Source organism: Hymenobacter sp. YIM 151858-1 (genome assembly GCF_025979705.1).
GTDB lineage: Bacteria > Bacteroidota > Bacteroidia > Cytophagales > Hymenobacteraceae > Solirubrum.
Genome location: NZ_CP110136.1, coordinates 1,076,946 through 1,093,147 on the forward strand (window position 1 = coordinate 1,076,946; position 16,202 = coordinate 1,093,147).

22 protein-coding genes are annotated in these 16,202 nt (G+C 62.1%); 12 read left to right on the forward strand and 10 right to left on the reverse strand.

What is annotated here, in order from left to right:
- Positions 1-20: 20 nt before the first annotated feature.
- Positions 21-1,154 carry a hypothetical protein gene (locus OIS50_RS04660; RefSeq protein ID WP_264693164.1) on the forward strand — a complete coding sequence of 378 codons (1,134 nt, stop codon included), beginning with the start codon at positions 21-23 and terminating at the stop codon, positions 1,152-1,154.
- 12 nt (positions 1,155-1,166) lie between these two features.
- Positions 1,167-2,549: a hypothetical protein gene (locus OIS50_RS04665; RefSeq protein WP_264693165.1), complete on the forward strand. Its 1,383-nt coding sequence runs from the start codon at positions 1,167-1,169 to the stop codon at positions 2,547-2,549.
- 76 nt (positions 2,550-2,625) lie between these two features.
- On the opposite strand, the gene OIS50_RS04670 is transcribed toward OIS50_RS04665, so the two are convergent.
- Positions 2,626-3,141, reverse strand: coding sequence for a phosphohydrolase (locus OIS50_RS04670; protein ID WP_264693166.1), 516 nt, complete (start codon positions 3,139-3,141; stop codon positions 2,626-2,628).
- A 288-nt stretch (positions 3,142-3,429) separates the two neighbouring features.
- Here OIS50_RS04670 and OIS50_RS04675 point away from each other — a divergent pair, with 288 nt between their 5' ends.
- Genes OIS50_RS04675 through OIS50_RS04695 form a run of 5 tightly spaced genes read left to right on the forward strand, consistent with a single transcriptional unit; the run spans position 3,430 to position 6,866 of the window.
- Positions 3,430-4,311, forward strand: coding sequence for a hypothetical protein (locus OIS50_RS04675; protein ID WP_264693167.1), 882 nt, complete (start codon positions 3,430-3,432; stop codon positions 4,309-4,311).
- A 3-nt stretch (positions 4,312-4,314) separates the two neighbouring features.
- The gene (locus OIS50_RS04680; RefSeq protein WP_264693168.1) at positions 4,315-5,013 is read left to right on the forward strand and encodes a hypothetical protein; all 699 of its coding nucleotides are present in this window, start codon (positions 4,315-4,317) and stop codon (positions 5,011-5,013) included.
- A 6-nt stretch (positions 5,014-5,019) separates the two neighbouring features.
- Complete coding sequence (locus OIS50_RS04685) at positions 5,020-5,373, forward strand: hypothetical protein (protein ID WP_264693169.1); 354 nt, start codon at positions 5,020-5,022, stop codon at positions 5,371-5,373.
- Complete coding sequence (locus OIS50_RS04690; protein WP_264693170.1) at positions 5,374-6,132, forward strand: hypothetical protein; 759 nt, start codon at positions 5,374-5,376, stop codon at positions 6,130-6,132. It abuts the gene before it with no gap.
- Entirely contained in the window at positions 6,132-6,866 is a 735-nt protein-coding gene (locus OIS50_RS04695) for a hypothetical protein (protein WP_264693171.1), read from the forward strand. The genes OIS50_RS04690 and OIS50_RS04695 overlap by 1 nt, the downstream gene beginning before the upstream one ends.
- A 47-nt stretch (positions 6,867-6,913) precedes the next feature.
- Here the strand turns inward: OIS50_RS04695 and OIS50_RS04700 are convergent, their stop codons facing one another.
- From OIS50_RS04700 to OIS50_RS04725, 6 genes are all read right to left on the reverse strand, one after another.
- Complete coding sequence (locus tag OIS50_RS04700; protein WP_264693172.1) at positions 6,914-7,204, reverse strand: hypothetical protein; 291 nt, start codon at positions 7,202-7,204, stop codon at positions 6,914-6,916.
- Positions 7,205-7,417: 213 nt separating this feature from the next.
- Complete coding sequence (locus tag OIS50_RS04705) at positions 7,418-7,576, reverse strand: hypothetical protein (protein ID WP_264693173.1); 159 nt, start codon at positions 7,574-7,576, stop codon at positions 7,418-7,420.
- Complete coding sequence (locus OIS50_RS04710; protein ID WP_264693174.1) at positions 7,573-8,028, reverse strand: hypothetical protein; 456 nt, start codon at positions 8,026-8,028, stop codon at positions 7,573-7,575. Before OIS50_RS04710 ends, OIS50_RS04705 begins: the two co-directional genes overlap by 4 nt.
- 2 nt (positions 8,029-8,030) lie before the next feature.
- On the reverse strand, positions 8,031-8,309 hold the full coding sequence (locus OIS50_RS04715; protein WP_264693175.1) for a hypothetical protein: 279 nt from the start codon (positions 8,307-8,309) through the stop codon (positions 8,031-8,033).
- The gene (locus OIS50_RS04720) at positions 8,306-8,803 is read right to left on the reverse strand and encodes a hypothetical protein (protein ID WP_264693176.1); all 498 of its coding nucleotides are present in this window, start codon (positions 8,801-8,803) and stop codon (positions 8,306-8,308) included. Before OIS50_RS04720 ends, OIS50_RS04715 begins: the two co-directional genes overlap by 4 nt.
- Before the next feature lie 2 nt (positions 8,804-8,805).
- Complete coding sequence (locus OIS50_RS04725; protein ID WP_264693177.1) at positions 8,806-9,069, reverse strand: hypothetical protein; 264 nt, start codon at positions 9,067-9,069, stop codon at positions 8,806-8,808.
- Between the two features lie 111 nt (positions 9,070-9,180).
- On the opposite strand from OIS50_RS04725, the gene OIS50_RS04730 reads away from it, so the two are divergent.
- On the forward strand, positions 9,181-12,360 hold the full coding sequence (locus OIS50_RS04730; protein WP_264693178.1) for a hypothetical protein: 3,180 nt from the start codon (positions 9,181-9,183) through the stop codon (positions 12,358-12,360).
- A gap of 35 nt (positions 12,361-12,395) precedes the next feature.
- Here OIS50_RS04730 and OIS50_RS04735 read toward each other — a convergent pair whose 3' ends face one another.
- Positions 12,396-13,055 carry a DNA cytosine methyltransferase gene (locus OIS50_RS04735; protein ID WP_264693179.1) on the reverse strand — a complete coding sequence of 220 codons (660 nt, stop codon included), beginning with the start codon at positions 13,053-13,055 and terminating at the stop codon, positions 12,396-12,398.
- Between the two features lie 95 nt (positions 13,056-13,150).
- Here OIS50_RS04735 and OIS50_RS04740 point away from each other — a divergent pair, with 95 nt between their 5' ends.
- The 3 genes from OIS50_RS04740 to OIS50_RS04750 are packed head-to-tail and all read left to right on the forward strand — an operon-like array spanning position 13,151 to position 14,258.
- On the forward strand, positions 13,151-13,831 hold the full coding sequence (locus tag OIS50_RS04740) for a hypothetical protein (protein ID WP_264693180.1): 681 nt from the start codon (positions 13,151-13,153) through the stop codon (positions 13,829-13,831).
- Positions 13,832-13,842: 11 nt separating this feature from the next.
- Positions 13,843-13,992, forward strand: a complete 150-nt coding sequence (locus OIS50_RS04745; protein ID WP_264693181.1) for a hypothetical protein — start codon at positions 13,843-13,845, stop codon at positions 13,990-13,992.
- Positions 13,992-14,258, forward strand: coding sequence for a hypothetical protein (locus OIS50_RS04750; RefSeq protein WP_264693182.1), 267 nt, complete (start codon positions 13,992-13,994; stop codon positions 14,256-14,258). Before OIS50_RS04745 ends, OIS50_RS04750 begins: the two co-directional genes overlap by 1 nt.
- Positions 14,259-14,342: 84 nt before the next feature.
- On the opposite strand, the gene OIS50_RS04755 is transcribed toward OIS50_RS04750, so the two are convergent.
- Both OIS50_RS04755 and OIS50_RS04760 read right to left on the reverse strand, forming a co-directional pair.
- Positions 14,343-14,693: a DUF3127 domain-containing protein gene (locus OIS50_RS04755; protein WP_264693183.1), complete on the reverse strand. Its 351-nt coding sequence runs from the start codon at positions 14,691-14,693 to the stop codon at positions 14,343-14,345.
- A gap of 12 nt (positions 14,694-14,705) precedes the next feature.
- The gene (locus OIS50_RS04760) at positions 14,706-15,008 is read right to left on the reverse strand and encodes a hypothetical protein (RefSeq protein WP_264693184.1); all 303 of its coding nucleotides are present in this window, start codon (positions 15,006-15,008) and stop codon (positions 14,706-14,708) included.
- A 504-nt stretch (positions 15,009-15,512) separates the two neighbouring features.
- Between OIS50_RS04760 and OIS50_RS04765 the strand changes: the two genes are divergently transcribed.
- The gene (locus OIS50_RS04765; protein WP_264693185.1) at positions 15,513-16,187 is read left to right on the forward strand and encodes an endonuclease domain-containing protein; all 675 of its coding nucleotides are present in this window, start codon (positions 15,513-15,515) and stop codon (positions 16,185-16,187) included.
- The last annotated feature ends 15 nt before the right edge of the window (positions 16,188-16,202 follow it).

Genomic DNA, 16,202 nt, shown 5'->3' on the forward strand with positions numbered 1-16,202 from the left:
CTCAGACCAACCCGCGTACCATGTCCGAAACGGCAGAAAATCAATCCTTACCGACGGCGGAACCCTCGCTGGCCGATGCGTTCCGCAACGCCGTGCCCGTGGGCCAGGCCGCGCCCGCCCCGGCCCAAACGCCGGAAGTTTCCGCGCCCGCAGCCGACGCTGCGGCCATTGCGCCGGGAACCGTAGATTCCGCCCCGCAGGCCGTAGCCCCGGCCGAACCCGCCGCCCCCCAAGCGCCCGCCTTTGACGAGGCTGCCTACCTGCGCGAGAAGTTCGGCGTGGAAACGCCCGCCGCCCTCGCCGAGCGCCTGAAGGCCGCCGAGGAAGCACAAACGCTCAAGCAGCAACTGGCCGAGGAAAACGCCCTGCGCAAGTGGGTTCACGACAACCCGCAGGAGGCCCGTGCCTACTTCGAGCTGCAAAGCACCGACTTCGAGGCAATGGACACCAAGGAGGTGTTGCGCGCCAAATTCCTGCACGACAACCCCGGCCTGACCGGGCGCTTGGCGGAAGTAAAGTTTGAGCGCGAGTTCGCCACCAAATACGGCGCGGCTGATTTCGACGACCCCGACTCCATCGAGGCCGAGGAAGCCCGCCTGATGCTCGACTACGACGGCACGCAAGCCCGCGCCGCGATGAATACGATCAAGGAGGAAGCGAAACAAAAGCTGCCCGCTCCCGCCACCCCGGCCGAATCCGGCCCGAGCGCGGAGGAGGTAGCCCAGTACGAGGCCAACTGGATCAGCGGCGTGGAGCAATCCATCGCCGAAGACCTCGACATCGAGTTCCCCACGGACGGCGACCAGACCATTTCGGTGAAGCTCACCAAGGACGACCTCGCCATCCTGAAAGACCAGATGCTCGACCCCATCGGCTCCTTGCAGGCCGAAGTAGTAAAGGACGGGCAAAACGATTTCAGCGCCCTGTTGCGCCGCTCCATCGGCGGCAACCCCCAAGTCATGAAAGTCGCGCTGCAAAGAGCCTTTGAAGCGGGCAAGAAAAGCGTGGGGGCCGTGATTCCGATGAGCACCGCCGTCAACCCGCCCGCCGCAGTAGCCCCCACCGTTGCTTCGGGCAGCGACCGGGGCGGCCTCGCCAACGCGTTCCGCCAGGCCGCGCAGCAGGCCCAGTACCAAAACAACTTGCACCGCTAATTCTAGCCCCTCATGCCCTCTACTTTTGCGGCCTCTGCCGCCGTTCCCAACAGCGCGGCCAATTACGGCACCAGCACCTCGCAGCTCGTAACCGCCGACGACTTTATCCAGAACCGCGACATCTTGGAAGCGGTTGACCCGACGTGGGTGGACGACAACTTTATCTCGTTCCTGGAAATCGCCAAGAACCGCTTGGTGAAGGCCGCCTCGTTCAACCACTACGAGGAAGGCTTGCTGTTCCGCGCCGTCAAGCCGCTGGCGGAAGTCGGCACGGGCTCGGCGGGTTCGGTAACCTTTACCCTCTCGGCCGACTCGTACACCAACGGGCAGGCCCCCATCAAGCAAAACGACATCGTTCACCTCATCGGTGACATCTACGGCTTCGTATCGGCCGTAAGCGGCACGGGCACCGCCCAGCAGTTTACCGTCGTGCGCCGCGCCGGCACCACGGAGGACGTGCGCGCCGCCATCCTCGCCCACATTTCGGGCGGCAAGGCAATGGCCGTGCAGTTCAACGCGTGGGGCGAAGGCTCGGGCTTCCCGATTGCGGGCCTGATTCCGCAGGCCACCCGCTTCCAGGGCCAGTTCCAGACCATCAAGTCGTTCGCCGGCACCACGGGCGACGCCGACTCGACCACGATGGAAGTGAACTGGGAGGGCACCAAGTACCACTTCCAGATGCGGACGGTGAAGATGCTGAAAGCCCACCGCGTGCAGCAGAACCTCGCCCTGATGTTCTCGCCCGGCGGCTCGTTCAACGACGCCTCGAACGCCTCGATTCCGCTGACCGCCTCGCTGCGCGGCAACCTGAAGGCGCTGGGCAACAAGCTGCTCTACGACGGCACCGCCGGCTTCACGCTGGCCGACCTCGACAAGCTGGTAACCCAAATCAAGCTGCTCACGGGCGACCGCGAGGTGCACGCCTTCTGCGGCCCGGTGATTCGCGGCCAGATCGAGGACTTGCTGCGCACCTTCACCAAGGACGGCGGCATCAGCTACAACTCGTTCGGCGACGGCGACGCCAAGAAGCGCGCCATCGACCTGGGCTTCTCGACGGTGACCTACAAGGACATCACCATCCACTTCCAGGAGTACCGCCTGCACACCCAGCTCACCGGCCTGGATTGGCAGACCTACGACCGCGAGATGTACATCCTGCCCGCGAACATGATGCAGGTAACGCGCAAGGACGCCATCAACGGCGTGCAGACCCTGAGCCTGAACGCGCTGACCTTGTGCTACAAGTCGCAGTCGAACGGCGTAGACCGCCGCTTCATCGAAGTAAACCGGGGCATGGAAGAAACCCGCGCCGACTACCGCGAGAAACTGCTGCAATCGCAGGAAGGCTTGCAATACGTTGGGGTGCGGAAAGGCTTCTTCGTAGCGCCGCAGTAAACGCATCAGTTGGTTGGTAAGACAGAGTGATGCCTGTCAAGCAAAAGGCCCCGGAACTTCCGGGGCCTTTTCTTTTTCAAGCGAAAGTCGCATCGAGGCGGTGCCACATGGGCTCAAATTCCAGCCACGCCGGACGCAGGAACTTGGCAAAGTGCGCCTGCTCGCTTCGGTAGCGATTGAGCATAGAACTGCCCATGTCGCGGGAATACTCCGCGTTGGCGATGCGGTCAGCTATCTTCACGAAGGTAGCCAAGCGATTGCGGCTCATTTCCTCATAATAGGCGTCGCAGTGCCGGTCTGCCCGCGAGCGGCCCTTGGGCGTTGCCAGCAGGTAAGCGATTTCCGCTACCGCTTCGTTGGTGGCGGCCTTCACGTCGTTGTAGGTCACTCGGCAATCCTCGATCACATCATGCACCCACGCTCCGGCAAAGGCGTGGTGCAGGTCTTGCAGATCGGGCAGTAGGTGCGTGAAGTTGCAACAGACCGCGTGAACCTGCTCTAAGTGCATGGTATAGGGAAACCCGTCGTAAAACTGGCCCGCGTGCTGGGCGGTTGCGTATTGCTGCGCCCGCGTGTTGATAGAGTGCTTCATCGCGCTAACAGGTGAATTGCCATGAGCACGACAACTGCCACGAGAAAAATCACCACGGCACCCACGAATACCATAAACGTGCCCAAGCCACTAAAGTAACCGCCCGTTTCTTTCGCGGCGGCGCTGCGTACCCAAAGCGCCAGCAATAGCACTACGGGCACCAGTAGCCAATAGTGGGAGAGGTGTAGGTTTATATCCATGCTGTAAACGTACATCAATTACAGATTCAAGGCAAGCAGACAGCCGTAAAAATTTGTACCTTGACAGCAGCCAACCAACGTTCCGCACATGGATACGATCAAGTACAACGACATCAGCCCCAAGCTCGCCGCGCTGATCCCGCCCTTCCCCAAGGGCAAAACCGTTACCTACCGCCTGCTCGCGGCCAACGCCGTCTTCAACGAGGTGCAGGAGGACAACACGCTCGTTTCGCGCCGCGTGGAAACCTCGCCCACCTACATCACGGCGCAGTGCAGCATCTACGACCCGTTTCAGGAAACGGACGTGTACCTGATGGTGTCGAAGGGCTCGCGCCTCGTGGGCAACCCCGGCCAGCAGCAGCGCATCCCCAACGTGGAGTACATCGCCTTCGGCCCCACGGGCGAATGCACCCTGACCGAGCAGCAGATGGCGACCTACCGCCACATGGAACTCATGCCCTCGAACAAGAGCAACGTGGTGCCGGGCGCGACCATGCCCGAAACCGGCTTCCTGTTCGAGCGCGTAGACCCGGAGAAAACCGAGCGCGAACTGGCCGCCCGTGGCCGCCTCGTGGTGAAGGTACAGGCCCTGCTCAACGAGCTGACCGAGGCCGAGCTGCGCGCCCTGGCCGGCAAACTCGGCCGCGCCACCGACGGCACCGAGGACGCCGTGTTCAACGACCTTATCAGCGTGGCCTCGGGCTCGCCGGAGAAGGTGTTCGACTTCCTCTCGGGCGGCGAGCTGAAAGTAAGCGCGCTGATCGACGAAGCCCTGAGCCTGAAAGTGATCGAGTTCGTGGGCGAAAAGCAGCAGTGGGAGCAGACCAGCAACCGCGCCGCCGTGCTGCAAGTGCCGCAGGGCGAGCCCAAGGACAAACTGCTGGAATACCTGCTCGGTGACCAGGGGCAGAAAGCCAAGATCGCGCTGCAATCGGCCGTGAGCGAGGCCCAAAAGCGCAAGAAAAAGTAACCCATGCCCAAGCGCATCCACGCTATTGTCCGCACCGTTCGCGCCCTTGCCGATGAGCAGGGCTCGAACGTGTCGCCTTCCCGCCTCAACGCCCTGCTGCCCACGGTCAGCCAGGAGTTGTTCAACCACTTCCTCGGCCGCCCCGAAGACGGTACGCGCCAGCCCGCCTACCAGATCAACACCCGCGTTTCGGTGGCGCTCTGGCCGTTTCTGAAGGAGCAGGCGTACTCCACGAGCGAGGCGGCGATTGCGGCAGGGTTGGCGCGGCGCATGGACGCGCAGGGCAACCTGACGGCTCCGAGCGACTTGTGTTACCCCACGGCCATCCGCGTACCCGGTGCGAAGGTGGCCGTGGACTTGCTCGACGACGCGCAGCTTGACCACCGCCTGAACTGCCCGATTACCGGCCCCACGCCGGAGTACCCCTGCGCGGAAATGCGCCCCGGCTTCGGCTGGAAGCTCTACGGCGGGGCGGATAGCTGCACGGTGAAGTACCTCGCGTACCCGCCCGAGCCCAAGTACGCCTTCACCGTCGATGCCGACGACAACGAGGTGTACGACGAGGCGAACTCGGTGGACACGGGCTGGGGCCGCGCCCACGAGCCCGACCTGGTAGCCCGCCTGCTCAAGTACCTAGGGCTTTCCATGCGCGAGGGCATGATGCAGCAAGCCGCGCAACTGCTGAGTCAAGAAAACGACTAACCAACCATGAAAGTCCAATACCTTACTCCTTACAAGGATGCAGCCGGTGTAGACATCGAGCAGTTCGCTCAAGACAACGGCTTGACCCTACAGGTAATTGAACGTGAGCCGGTCTATCCGCGCTGGTGTAAGCGGTTCTATGCTTTCCTGAGCGCCGATGGAAAGGGCTCTATCGGCATTAACGAGGACAAGTCACGAGACGGCATGGTTCGTTACGGGGTAGAAGACGGCGACACACCGAATGAGGCGGTAGCGGCCTACGCCAAGCGTATTAGCAACCAAAAGCTTGTGTTAGAGCACCGCGCCGACGGAAGGCGAGAGGTGTACGCGCTCAACATTACATTCACCCCCGCCGAGTAAATGGCTGACTACCCCTTCATTGCCCGCCCCGAAACCGACCGGCTGGACGTGCTCGCCGCCGAGGTGCATCGCATCGTGGCGGGCGGCAACGTCTCGGCCGATTCGCCCGTTGACCGCCGCGAGTGCCGCCTAGCGGTGCAGCACGCCTACGACGCCCGCAAGCAGGACGTAGCCAAGTACAACGCCGACCGGCTGCAAAAGGACTTCACGGACCGACTGGCCGCCGACAAGGCCATCTACTTCGAGAACCTCGACGCCATCTACAAGTTCGACGGCACGGCCGACGCGTGGGTGCAGACCTGGGACAACTGGCCCGTGCACACCAACGACGACGGGGAGTACTACTGCCTCTTGCCGCAGGAGTTCGTTGCCATCCGCCGCTACCAGAACCTGCCCGGCGAGGAGCTGGTACGCATGGCGGAGCCGCAGAAGGTGGTTGACCGCACCCGCCGCCAGTACCTGCCGCTGCGCCACGGCCAGGCCGCCGCGTGGCAGACGCTCTACGGCTCGATGGAAGGCAACTACGGTTTCCACCGCGAGGGCGATAGGCTGGTGCTGACCTACGCCTTGGGCAGCGCCCCGCCGCCCGACAAGGTATTGCGCTTGCAGGCCGTGATTCGCCCCAAGAGTGACACACTGCCCGAGCCGGGCTTGCTGGAAGCCATGAACGAGGAGGATATTCTGCGCCGCGCCGTGGCAATCGTCACCCGCACCCGCGCCGAAGACAAGATCAACGACAACAACGCCAACCTCGCCTAGTGAGCCAGTTCAGCACCATTGATAAAGTCGTCAAGCAGACCTGCCAGCAGCTCGGCGACGCGCTCAACCGCAAGTACTTCGACCTGCTGCCGTACGCCTACGCGTGGCTGGGCGAACACCGCGCTTCCTCGTCCCGCGAGCTGAAGACCGTGCGCCTGTTCGTCGGCCCCGACCGCGTAGCCATGCTGCCCGACGACTACGTGGATTGGGTTACCGTGGGCCGCGAGTACGCGGGGCCGAAAGGGGAGGCGCTGGTCAGGAACCTCGCCTTCAACCCGCGCCTGTCGCTGCTCGACCCCGTGGAGCCGTTTCTAGACCGCGTGCCGCTCGACGAGTGCCCCGATACCGCGTGGCCCGTCTACCACTACGTCGGCGGCGAAAGCCCCGTGTGCGGCTACGGCTGGGGCGAGTACCGCGAGGAGTTCACCATCGACGCGCAGGAGCGCACCTTGCGCCTGTCCAGCCTGCTCAACCCCGACGAGCCGCTGTACTTCCAGTACGTGTCGAACGGGCTGAACCCGAGCGCCGCCACGCCGATTCACGAGTACTGCCACGAGAACCTGCGCTGGTATCTGCTCTGGCAGCTCTGGCTGATGAAGGGCGACAACCGCTACCAGGAGGCCGAGAAGAACTACTGGCGCACCCACCGCAAGATGAACGGGCGGCTCAAGCCCTACACGCAGGCCATGTTCGAGGCGCAGATGCGGGAAGCCTTCTCGCAAACCCCGATGTAAACAAGAAGCCCCGGTTCGTCGCCGGGGCTTTTTGTGTGCAGGCAGGACTACCCGCGCGGGTGGTCGCCGGGAATACGCGGCGGGGTTGCGACGTTGCGCAGCACCTGAGTATTCGTCGATTCAACAGGCGTGAAGTCGATGTAGAACTCCGCCTGCGGCTTAAATCCAGCCAAGGCGGTGCGGTTCTGAATCATTAACTCGATGGAGCCGCAGGGTGTGGCATCCCAGAAGGTTTTGTTCTCGCCGCTGGTGCCGTATACGGGCGACAATTTAACGGTGGCCGACGTGCCGAAGTCTTGCACGTAGTCAACCTTGAATTTGGCACGGGTCGTGCTCATAGAGGGGTTGTTTAAGGGTGATGTGGTGGTTTGACGCTGCGCAGCATTGTAGTTTATATACCTATTCAGTAATACGTGTTGAATAGACACAAAATCAGCGTTATACACTTTGTTGGCCTGCTCGTTCGTCAGTGCTCCCGTTGCTAGGGCATGGTCGATTGCGATTAGCAATTGTCCATACTCTTCTTTTTCATGTTCGGTCATCTTCGGTGGTTATAAGTGTTGCGTGTAGCGATGGAATGCCTCCCGGAATACACGGGTTGCAGCCCGAGTAGCCTGTTCGTGGCTGGCATGGCCGCTGCGCATCAAGAAGTAAGTCTTTTCCGCCTTGCGGTTGGCGGCGCTGTAGGCAAATACAGGAAGCAGGCTCATGCGTTCGGGTGCGCTTTAAAAAGTTTGCGCTTGTCGCGGAGTTGTTGCTCGACTTTCTTGTGTTCCTTCAGTTCGGCGGTGAGGCGCTGGGTAACGAAGCGGCACAAGTCCTCGCGAGAGGTGGCGTACACGGTTTTTAGGTCCGCTTTCGAGTCCGGTGAGGCCAGCGTGTAGTCCTCAAAGTTGGGGTATTCGCCAGCCGTGTAAATAATCCGCCGCTCGTCGTTTGGAACCACTGGGCCGAATCGGCAACCAGTAAACTGGTAGCGGTGATACTTCCACCGCTCTACCTTTTGGGCTGTTATCTGACGCGGGCCAGCGGGGCTAAACACCCAGATTTGTTCGGGATTTGCGGCCCACCGTTCCACCGTGGTATCGGCCCAGCCGACCAAGCCCATCCACTTGCCCCATCCATCTTCAGCGGGCAAGGCTTCGATTTCTGCTCTGGTCATGGCTAGTACTTGCTGGCGGCTATCATTGCGAATCCCAGCGCCAAGGTTCTGTCGTCAGGACGCGGGAACGCGTGGCCGTACTTGTTTTTGATGCGGTTGGCTACGCCGGGTTTCTTACGGGCGAGACACTTCACATAAACGCGAAACGCCTTCCGGCCTTTGTTCTGCTGGTCGAGCTTGTCGCCAAAGGCAAGCATACCATCAATCAGCGACTGGTCAAAGTACGGGCGGGCGCTGCCGTTGATGAACTCATCAAGGTGCTTTCTCAGTTGGTCTTTCATGGCGTTTGTTTTGGCAAGTCAGGGTAATTCGACCATTCGTCGGCCGCCCACAGAATCTGCTGCCCGGTAGTGGCATCATATGACACATTACCGCCGCAACGTCTGGCAGCCAAGGGCGCGGCGAACGTGGGTGTGTGCGAGTAAACCGGCGTGTAGTAACCGGGCTGCCCCGTGGTCGTGCTCGGCTGCACCCACGCCAGCGTTACGTGGGGAACTGCCGTCAGAGCGGATTGCAGGCGGTGCTCCAAGTCCCGAATCCGGCTGATGGCTTGCGCTACTGGCTCCGTGCCCCATGTATCCCAGTTGAACGGCTTGCCGGGGCATACAGCCGACCACAGGTCATAAAGAGCGCCGCGCAGGGCTTTTTCCCGTTCGTTTTCCTCGCGCATGGCACGCAGCGCGGCGCCTTGTAGGCCGCCACGCTCGCCGTTGGAAGCAGTCTCGGTAAGCAGCGGCCCTTCCACGGGGCAGTTGTTGATGTCGCAGTCGTTCATAACTATATGGTGTTAAAGCGTTCGTGCAACTTAACGGACTCCTGTTGGCGGCGTTTGATAAGCTGCTCCACAAAAGCACGCGCCAGCTCCGCGTCGGGATGCTCGGAACTCTCACTTGTGCCGATGGTGCTCATCAGGCTAAAGCCAAAATCATTGTGGTGAATCCGCAACACCAGATTCGGCTGTTGCAGGTCAGCTATTTCGGCGTGGAGCTTGCCGATCCGCTGGTCTAACTCTTTGGCTTGTTGCAGGGTTTCTTTGGTCATGCTTATTCCAATTGGGTGATGTGAAGGTACGCTAAGCGCGAACTATAAGCAAGCTATTCGTCATAAATATTTGCACATTCACACCTCTTTTGGAATGCGTACCTTGAGGCTATGCCCATTACGCGCCGAACCTTTCTCTCGCAGGACACCGACACCGACGCCTCGCTGCTGCCCGCCACGGCCTTTCGCCAAGCCCGCAACCTCTTTCTCGAACGCGGCTTTGTAACCGGCGCGTGGGGCAACCGGCCCATCGGCACGGCCCTGCCCACGGGGCAGAACACCGTCGTCGGCGCGTGCTGGGACGCGGAAACCCAAGCCCTGTACTACCTCGTCTACAACGCCGACGGCCAGCACGGCGCTTACCGCTACCGCCCCGAAGCCGACCAGATTGAGCGCCTGCTGCAATGGTCGGGCCTGAGCCTGCCGAGCCTGCCGGGCAAGGCGCAGCCCTGCGTCACCGACGGCTTCCTGCTCTTTCTCGACGCGGCGGGGGAGGTGCGCAACCTGCCCATCGCCCGCTGCCTCAGCGGCTACTACAACCCCGTGCTGCTCGCGGCCGAGCCCTTCTGCCTGCATTTGCTGAAAGTGCCGCCCCTGTCGCCCCCCTCGGTCGGGCGGGTGCAGGGCGGCTACGACCCCTCGGCGTACTCGGCCGTGATGGCGGCGGCGTGGCAGTTCGCCCTCCGCTACCGCTACCTCGACGGCGAAACCACCATTCTCTCGCCCTACTCCAACATCCTGCCGCCCTTGGCACCCACCGACGCGGCGCGCGGGGCCGTGCAGGTAACGTGGCCGCAGCCCCCGCAGGGCGTGCTCGAAGTCGAGGTGCTGGTGCGCAAGAACGCCGAAACCGCGTGGCAAATCGCCGACACCCTGCGCCGCACGGGCAACACCCTCGCTACTTCCTACACCTTCGCGGGCGCCACCTCCGGCGCGGTGCTTTCCGCCGACGAGGCGGGCAAAACCGCCGAAGCCCTCTGGCCGGCCGAAGCCCTCGCCGTGGCCCGCAACCGGGCGTGGGTGGCAAACCTGCGGGAAGGCTACGTGACGCCGCAGCCCGCGCTGAGCGTGGCCGTGGCGGACTTCGCCGCCGCCACCGCCACCAACGTCACCCGCCGCATCTTCCGCCGCACCGTCGTTTTCAACGGGCAGAACCTCGTGCGCGAGTACGCGGAGGTGGCCGAGAACTTCGACACCAAGACGGGCACCTACCTGCTAGTGGGCAACACCAGCGGGCTCTACTACCCGCTCAGCAACGTTCCCTACACCTACAACCAGGCGTTCGTCAACTACGGGGCGGGGGAGACGGCCGTGCAGGGCATCCCCAACAACGGCACCATCAGCCTCGGCGCGTTTCCCTACCAGACCTCGGCCCCGGCCACGGCGGGCACCCAGCCCACCTGGCACGAAAAGACCCGCTACCGCGTCGGCATCCAGTTCCGCGATGCCCTGGGCCGCCCCGGCGGGGTGGGCGCGGTGCAAAGCGTGGAGATTCCGGCGCAGACCTACGACGCGCCCAAGCAGCGGGTGCTGCGCTGGTCGCTGCCCTCGGGCGACCAGTCGGCCGTGATTCCGGCGTGGGCCGCCACCTACCAGCTCGTTGTTTCGCGCAACGAGCGGGTGGGTTTCTTCCGCCAACTGCGCCTCGCCGCGATGTGGAGCAACGTAAGCACCAACGCCGACAAGAGCATCAGCTACGCCGCGCCCGGCCTGAGCGGGGCCCCGCACCTGTGGCTGGACATCCGCCCGCTCGCCTCGCAGGGCTCGGGCTACGTGTGGGCCAGCGGCTCGGGCGACCGCGTGCGCTTCGTGGATACCGGGGCCGACCTGCCCATCGTCGGCCAGCAGGGCGACTACCTGCTGGTGCCGTGGACAACGGCCGCGTTCGGCACCTCGCGCACCCCGCGCATCGAAATCTACTCGCCCGTTACCGCCGCCGCCGACGTGTTCTATGAAACCGGGCCGAGCTACCGCATCGACCAGCAGGGCGCGCAGCGGGCGTTCGCCGTCACCACCGCCGATTTGACCGGCGAGAGCTGGCTGGTGCAGCGCGAGCGGTACACGGCCGTCACCGACGCGGGCGCGCTGCGCACCTACGACCGCGTAAGCGAGAGCGGCGGCTGGGTCAGCGACTACTTCGAGGCCGTGAGCCCAAGCAAGGAGCAGCCGGGCCTGAACGCGGGCGTGGAGCGGGGCCGCGTGGCCGTGCGCCTGCCCGACGCGCAGCAGCAAACCCACCTGCCCAACGCCGTGCGCTTCTCTTTGGTGCGCCTCGCAGGCACCCAAACCAACGGCCTCTCCTCGTGGGAGCCCTTGAACCTCGAAGACCAGCGGGTGCCGCGCGAAATCGGCCCCGTCACGGCGCTCTGCGTCGCCGACGACACGCAGGCGCAGGGCTCGCTTTTGGTGGCTTTGTGCCGCAACGGGCTGGCCTCCATCGGCCTCGGCGTCTCGCAGGCCCGGCAAACCGACGGCGGCGCGCTGCTCGTGGAGGTAGACCGCGTAATCGGCTTTGTCAACACCCTGAACGGCGGCTTCGGCTGCCAGGACGCGCAGACCGTGAGCGCCCACGGCGGCAAGGTGTACTTCTTTGACCGCACCCGGCAGGAGTGGTGCCGCTACGCGCAGAACGGCGTGACGCCCCTGGGGCAAGCCTACAACTGCAAAGCGGCCGTGCGCCAGCTCGCGGCCTCGGGGCTCACGGGCGCGGCCTACGACCCGGTGCGCGACGAGGCGCTGCTGCTCACGCCCTTGGGCGCGCAGGTGTTCCGCGCCCGCTCGGAGGCTATGGCGGGCATCCGCTCGCTGCTGGGGGCCGACGCCGCGCTCGGTACGCCCTTTGGCTTGTTTAGCTGGCAGAACGCGGTCTTGCACCGCCACGACCGGCAAGCCCCGCGCTGCACCTACTTCGGCCTCTACAATGCCCCGGAAGTGACGGTGGAAAGCGCCGAGGCACCGGGCACGGCGAAGCGGTATAACGCCGTGGCGGTGGAAAGCGCCCGGCAGGGGGTGTGGGCCATAACGCACCTCAGCACCGACTTCGGGCACCGCTCCCGTACCCGCCCGGCGTGGTACGAGTACCGCGAAGGGGTGTGGCGGGCCGCGCTGAAAAACAACTACGCCGCGCCGGGCTTTGCCTCGGAGCAGCAGGCGCTCATTGCCGGGCCGCCCGTGCAGGGTCAGAAACTCACCTACACGCTCACGGCGCCCACAGGCGGGGAAGATGTACCCCTGACGGCGTGCAGCGTCTCCTGGAAGCCGCTGAGCGGGCAAACGATGGGGCAGGTCTAAACGAAGAACGCCACCTTAACGGGTGGCGTTCTGCTTTACTGCGCTGCTCTTAGCAAGTGAGCGCCGATAAACTTGGTATAGGCGGGAGGAATGGCTTGCGCCAGCCCGTAGCGGCTAGCCCAGGGCATATCCATTACCTCGCGCGCATACGCCACCCCATTAAAGTTTCCAACGATGTGCATGTACTCCAAGCCCGGCTTGGGCTTGCGCCCCATCTTGGTTGTTTTCTTAACGTGGCTACACGGAGCGGGCGGAAACCACAGTGTAGGCTGGCACTCAAACAGCCGGTGACGGGTGGTTTCCAAGCCAAACATAGTGCCGCACAACGTTATAGGATTGAGCAATGGCGCGCCGGGCACGTTCTCAATGGCGTAAGGCTTGCCGCTTTGCTCTAGCAAAGCGCGAACGGGCTCTATAAGCAATGGATGCTCGTTGCCTTGTAGTTTTTGCGTGTTGCTGTACCCTTGGCAGGGTGGAGAGGCGTGAATGGCGGCAAAATCCGTAAGGGCATAACCGTGCCAGTGGCCGGTTTCCACCAACTCGCGCAATGCCTGTACAGCATCGGCTTGGATAAAAGCATACGGGTAGTTAGGCTGCGGTTCTATATCGACGCCTACTACCTCGAACCCGGCATCGACATACCCTTTCGCCGCCCCTCCCTCGCAACAGAATAAGTCTAACAGCTTCGGCTTCATAGGTGTAAATGTACAGCAAATGCAGATGCATAAGGTATGATAATGGCAAAATATTTTCGCCAATCACTTATCCGCCTTTTGTGTACCTTGTCTCTATGCCAGCACCCTTCTTAGTTGCTACCCTCGCCGGCATGGGCCTGCAAGCCGGACAGAAAATCCTGTCGGGCATCACGCAGAACCGCCAGGCAAACCGTCTGAAAATTCAGGACACAACCCCAGCGGCGTTCAAGGAGCGGCTGGGCCTCTCGCGCCTCGCGGCGGGCGACTACCGCCTGCCCGGCCAGGGGCTGCTGGAAAACAAGCTCGGCCAGTCGCAGGCCGCCGCCACCTCGGCCGCGACCCGTTCGGGCGCTTCGACGGGGGCCATCCTCGGCACCATCGCGGGCCTTGACCAGCAGCGCCAGCAGGGCATCGAGCGCATCGGGATGCAGGCCGAGCAAAACCGCCTCGGAATGCAGCAGCGGCTCAACCAGGACTTGCAAACCCTCGGCGATTACCAGACGAACGATCTGAACAACTACCGCCGCGACAAGGCCGCGTTGAAGGAAGCCGCCAACCGCAACCTCGCGGGCGCTTTCAGCGACGTAGCCACGGGCGCCGCCACGCTCTACAACATGGACATGAACCAGCAGAACCTGCAAACCATGTACGGGCAGGGCGGCGCGGGCATGGCGCCGATGCAAGACCCCGGCGTGGGCATGGGCTTGGGCCTCAGCGGCTACCGCTCGCGCACGAAAGGCGCGGGCATGGGCATGAACCGCTTGGGCGTGCGTTAAGCCCCGCTGCCATGCTGCTGTCGCGGACTGAACTGGCCCTGTTGGTGTTCCCGCTGCTCAGCGGCCGGTCGCTGCGCCCCGACCCCGCCGTGGTGTGGGAGTGCTGCGACCCCGACTTTGACTTCACCCAATATTACCTACCAGCCCCCATTTGGAACTAATGGCTAAGAAATCTACCCCCGCCGTAGCCGCCGAAGTGGCCGCCGAACTACCCGTGGCCGCCGCGCCGCAGCCCGCCGCGAAAGCCAAGGGCCTTGTGATTGACTTCGGCACCGGCTCGAAAATCAAGGCCGGCAGCGTCATCAACTCGTACTACGGCGTGAGCGGCAAGGTCGTGGACGTGACCGTGCCCGTGCTCAACGAGGACGGCACCCGCGAAGGCATTGTGCTGCGCGAAATTCCCGAGCGGTTCGTGAAGGCCGAATAGGTTGCCTCACAGCTTGGAATACGAAAAGGCCGCTCCCGATTGGAAGCGGCCTTTTCTGTTGCAGTAAGCTATTTGACAGCTAGATCAGAACGGAAGATCATTCGTATCATTCTGTTTTACAGCGCGTTGCGGCTGTGCAGAGCCCGCGCGCTGGCCCGTCTGCGAGGCCGCACCCTCTAATTTCCAGCCAGCCAGCGATACGAAATACTTGCCGTTCCATTCACGGCCCCTAATATTCACGTAGGCGGAGGCGGTCTGCCCGACCTTGTAGCCTTCGGTTAGGTCGATCTTGTCATTGATAAACTCGACGGCTACTACTTCCGGGTACGTGCCCTCGGTGGTAATCACAACGAGTTTCTTGCGCATCTTCTCCGTGATTTGCTGCTCATCGGAGATGTGGGAGATGGTGCCGGTAATTTTTACCTGGTCGCTCATGGGTATGGTTGGTTAAGCGTTGTCTCGTTCGTAGTCGGCGCTCCACTGGCCCTGATAGACCACCTTGCCGTTGTACTCGATCTTGCAGGACTGCGTGATGACATACAGCGCGAGAGCCGTGAAAACACTGGCGACGTAGCCCCAAAAGCTAAGCGGGCCTTGCCACGCAACTTCTGAGCCGTTTAAGTTCAGCCGCACGTTATGCACCAGCGCAATTTCACCGATGGCGAAGATGGCGTAGGCCAGGGCGAAGCGCAGGGTAACGCGCAGGACGCGGCCCAATACGTAGCCCGCACGGTAAAGAAACTTCTGCATGGAGAGGTTGATTGGTATGCTGTAAAGGTACAGGAGTTACAGACAATAACAAGCTGTAACGGCAAAAATATTTTGCTGACCACAGTTGTATTGTTCGGATTATTGTGTACCTTTACATTACAAACGCGGGTAGCAGCGCGTCGAGACTTTACCACCTCCTGCGACCCTCGCGGTACGAAGTGGCCCAGCCCCGGCAGCCTGCTACCTGTCGGGGCTTTCTTTTGCCCTGTTTGTTCTGGCCTATCCAGAGTCTCGAAGTCCTGAGTAGCGTGATGCCGTACTGGACGGAGAGGGATAGGTGGTGGCAATGCCTTTAGGTTAGGGGACTGGACGGGCGCTACCCTGTTATACTGACGACGACGACTGGCTCCGCGAGACGTGTCTTGGTAACAGTAGAAAGAACACTCTAACCTGTGCCGTAGGCATGGGGGAAGGGGGCTGTTTCTTTCTGCTGTTACCTAACTCTGAACAACTTCACCGCAGACGTATTACTACAACGATTACATGAAGACAACTAATGAAATGAAGGGTTTTGCGGCGCAGATGCGGCGCGTAAAGACCCCGGCTGAGCAGACGGCTTACAACATCCTGAAGGATAATTTTCTGGCAACGGGCGCCGGCTTTAAGAACCAGGTGGTGTTTGGCTACTACATCCTCGACTTTGTGGTGCCAAGCAAGATGCTGGTGATTGAACTGGACGGCAGTTCGCACGAGGGCCGCGAAGCATACGATGCCCGTCGCGACGCCTTCGTAAAAGAGTGCGGCCTGACGACCATTCGCCTGCACAACGACAACGCCGCACTGGTGGCCGCAGAACTAGCCGCCGCGCCCTTCGTGATGAACTGGATGAATACGTGGGAGCGCGCGAAGAAGGTGGCCGCTAAAGCCAAGAAAACGGGCCAAGATGTTGCCAAAATTTCTTCTCAGACATCCACTAAGACAGGAGAGGAGTCGTACCTTCATTTGGCAAGACAGCCACGTAAACCCAAGAAGCGTCGGGAGATTAGCATGGCTGAAGCCTACGCTCGTCAGCTAGCTAAAAAGGGCAAACGATTCGAGCAAATCGCGGCTGCCATCAAGGCTACAGGCAAGCCTACCGGCATTAAAGAGGCCCGCAAAAACTGGGTTGAGAAACGCTCAGCAGCTAAAGCAGAAGCTCTTGCAAGGTTAAAGTCTTAGTCAGAACGTTCACAC

What these genes read in the sequence shown, in the direction of transcription:
- OIS50_RS04735 (WP_264693179.1), bottom strand. Translation starts at nt 13,055, where the DNA reads ATGAAGCCGAAGCTGTTAGACTTATTCTGTTGCGAGGGAGGGGCGGCG.
- OIS50_RS04745 (WP_264693181.1), top strand. Translation starts at nt 13,843, where the DNA reads ATGCTGCTGTCGCGGACTGAACTGGCCCTGTTGGTGTTCCCGCTGCTC.
- OIS50_RS04710 (WP_264693174.1), bottom strand. Translation starts at nt 8,028, where the DNA reads ATGACCAGAGCAGAAATCGAAGCCTTGCCCGCTGAAGATGGATGGGGC.
- OIS50_RS04685 (WP_264693169.1), top strand. Translation starts at nt 5,020, where the DNA reads ATGAAAGTCCAATACCTTACTCCTTACAAGGATGCAGCCGGTGTAGAC.
- OIS50_RS04660 (WP_264693164.1), top strand. Translation starts at nt 21, where the DNA reads ATGTCCGAAACGGCAGAAAATCAATCCTTACCGACGGCGGAACCCTCG.
- OIS50_RS04675 (WP_264693167.1), top strand. Translation starts at nt 3,430, where the DNA reads ATGGATACGATCAAGTACAACGACATCAGCCCCAAGCTCGCCGCGCTG.
- OIS50_RS04755 (WP_264693183.1), bottom strand. Translation starts at nt 14,693, where the DNA reads ATGAGCGACCAGGTAAAAATTACCGGCACCATCTCCCACATCTCCGAT.
- OIS50_RS04765 (WP_264693185.1), top strand. Translation starts at nt 15,513, where the DNA reads ATGAAGACAACTAATGAAATGAAGGGTTTTGCGGCGCAGATGCGGCGC.
- OIS50_RS04720 (WP_264693176.1), bottom strand. Translation starts at nt 8,803, where the DNA reads ATGAACGACTGCGACATCAACAACTGCCCCGTGGAAGGGCCGCTGCTT.
- OIS50_RS04730 (WP_264693178.1), top strand. Translation starts at nt 9,181, where the DNA reads ATGCCCATTACGCGCCGAACCTTTCTCTCGCAGGACACCGACACCGAC.
- OIS50_RS04715 (WP_264693175.1), bottom strand. Translation starts at nt 8,309, where the DNA reads ATGAAAGACCAACTGAGAAAGCACCTTGATGAGTTCATCAACGGCAGC.
- OIS50_RS04690 (WP_264693170.1), top strand. Translation starts at nt 5,374, where the DNA reads ATGGCTGACTACCCCTTCATTGCCCGCCCCGAAACCGACCGGCTGGAC.
- OIS50_RS04760 (WP_264693184.1), bottom strand. Translation starts at nt 15,008, where the DNA reads ATGCAGAAGTTTCTTTACCGTGCGGGCTACGTATTGGGCCGCGTCCTG.
- OIS50_RS04740 (WP_264693180.1), top strand. Translation starts at nt 13,151, where the DNA reads ATGCCAGCACCCTTCTTAGTTGCTACCCTCGCCGGCATGGGCCTGCAA.
- OIS50_RS04750 (WP_264693182.1), top strand. Translation starts at nt 13,992, where the DNA reads ATGGCTAAGAAATCTACCCCCGCCGTAGCCGCCGAAGTGGCCGCCGAA.
- OIS50_RS04725 (WP_264693177.1), bottom strand. Translation starts at nt 9,069, where the DNA reads ATGACCAAAGAAACCCTGCAACAAGCCAAAGAGTTAGACCAGCGGATC.
- OIS50_RS04670 (WP_264693166.1), bottom strand. Translation starts at nt 3,141, where the DNA reads ATGAAGCACTCTATCAACACGCGGGCGCAGCAATACGCAACCGCCCAG.
- OIS50_RS04665 (WP_264693165.1), top strand. Translation starts at nt 1,167, where the DNA reads ATGCCCTCTACTTTTGCGGCCTCTGCCGCCGTTCCCAACAGCGCGGCC.
- OIS50_RS04680 (WP_264693168.1), top strand. Translation starts at nt 4,315, where the DNA reads ATGCCCAAGCGCATCCACGCTATTGTCCGCACCGTTCGCGCCCTTGCC.
- OIS50_RS04700 (WP_264693172.1), bottom strand. Translation starts at nt 7,204, where the DNA reads ATGAGCACGACCCGTGCCAAATTCAAGGTTGACTACGTGCAAGACTTC.
- OIS50_RS04705 (WP_264693173.1), bottom strand. Translation starts at nt 7,576, where the DNA reads ATGAGCCTGCTTCCTGTATTTGCCTACAGCGCCGCCAACCGCAAGGCG.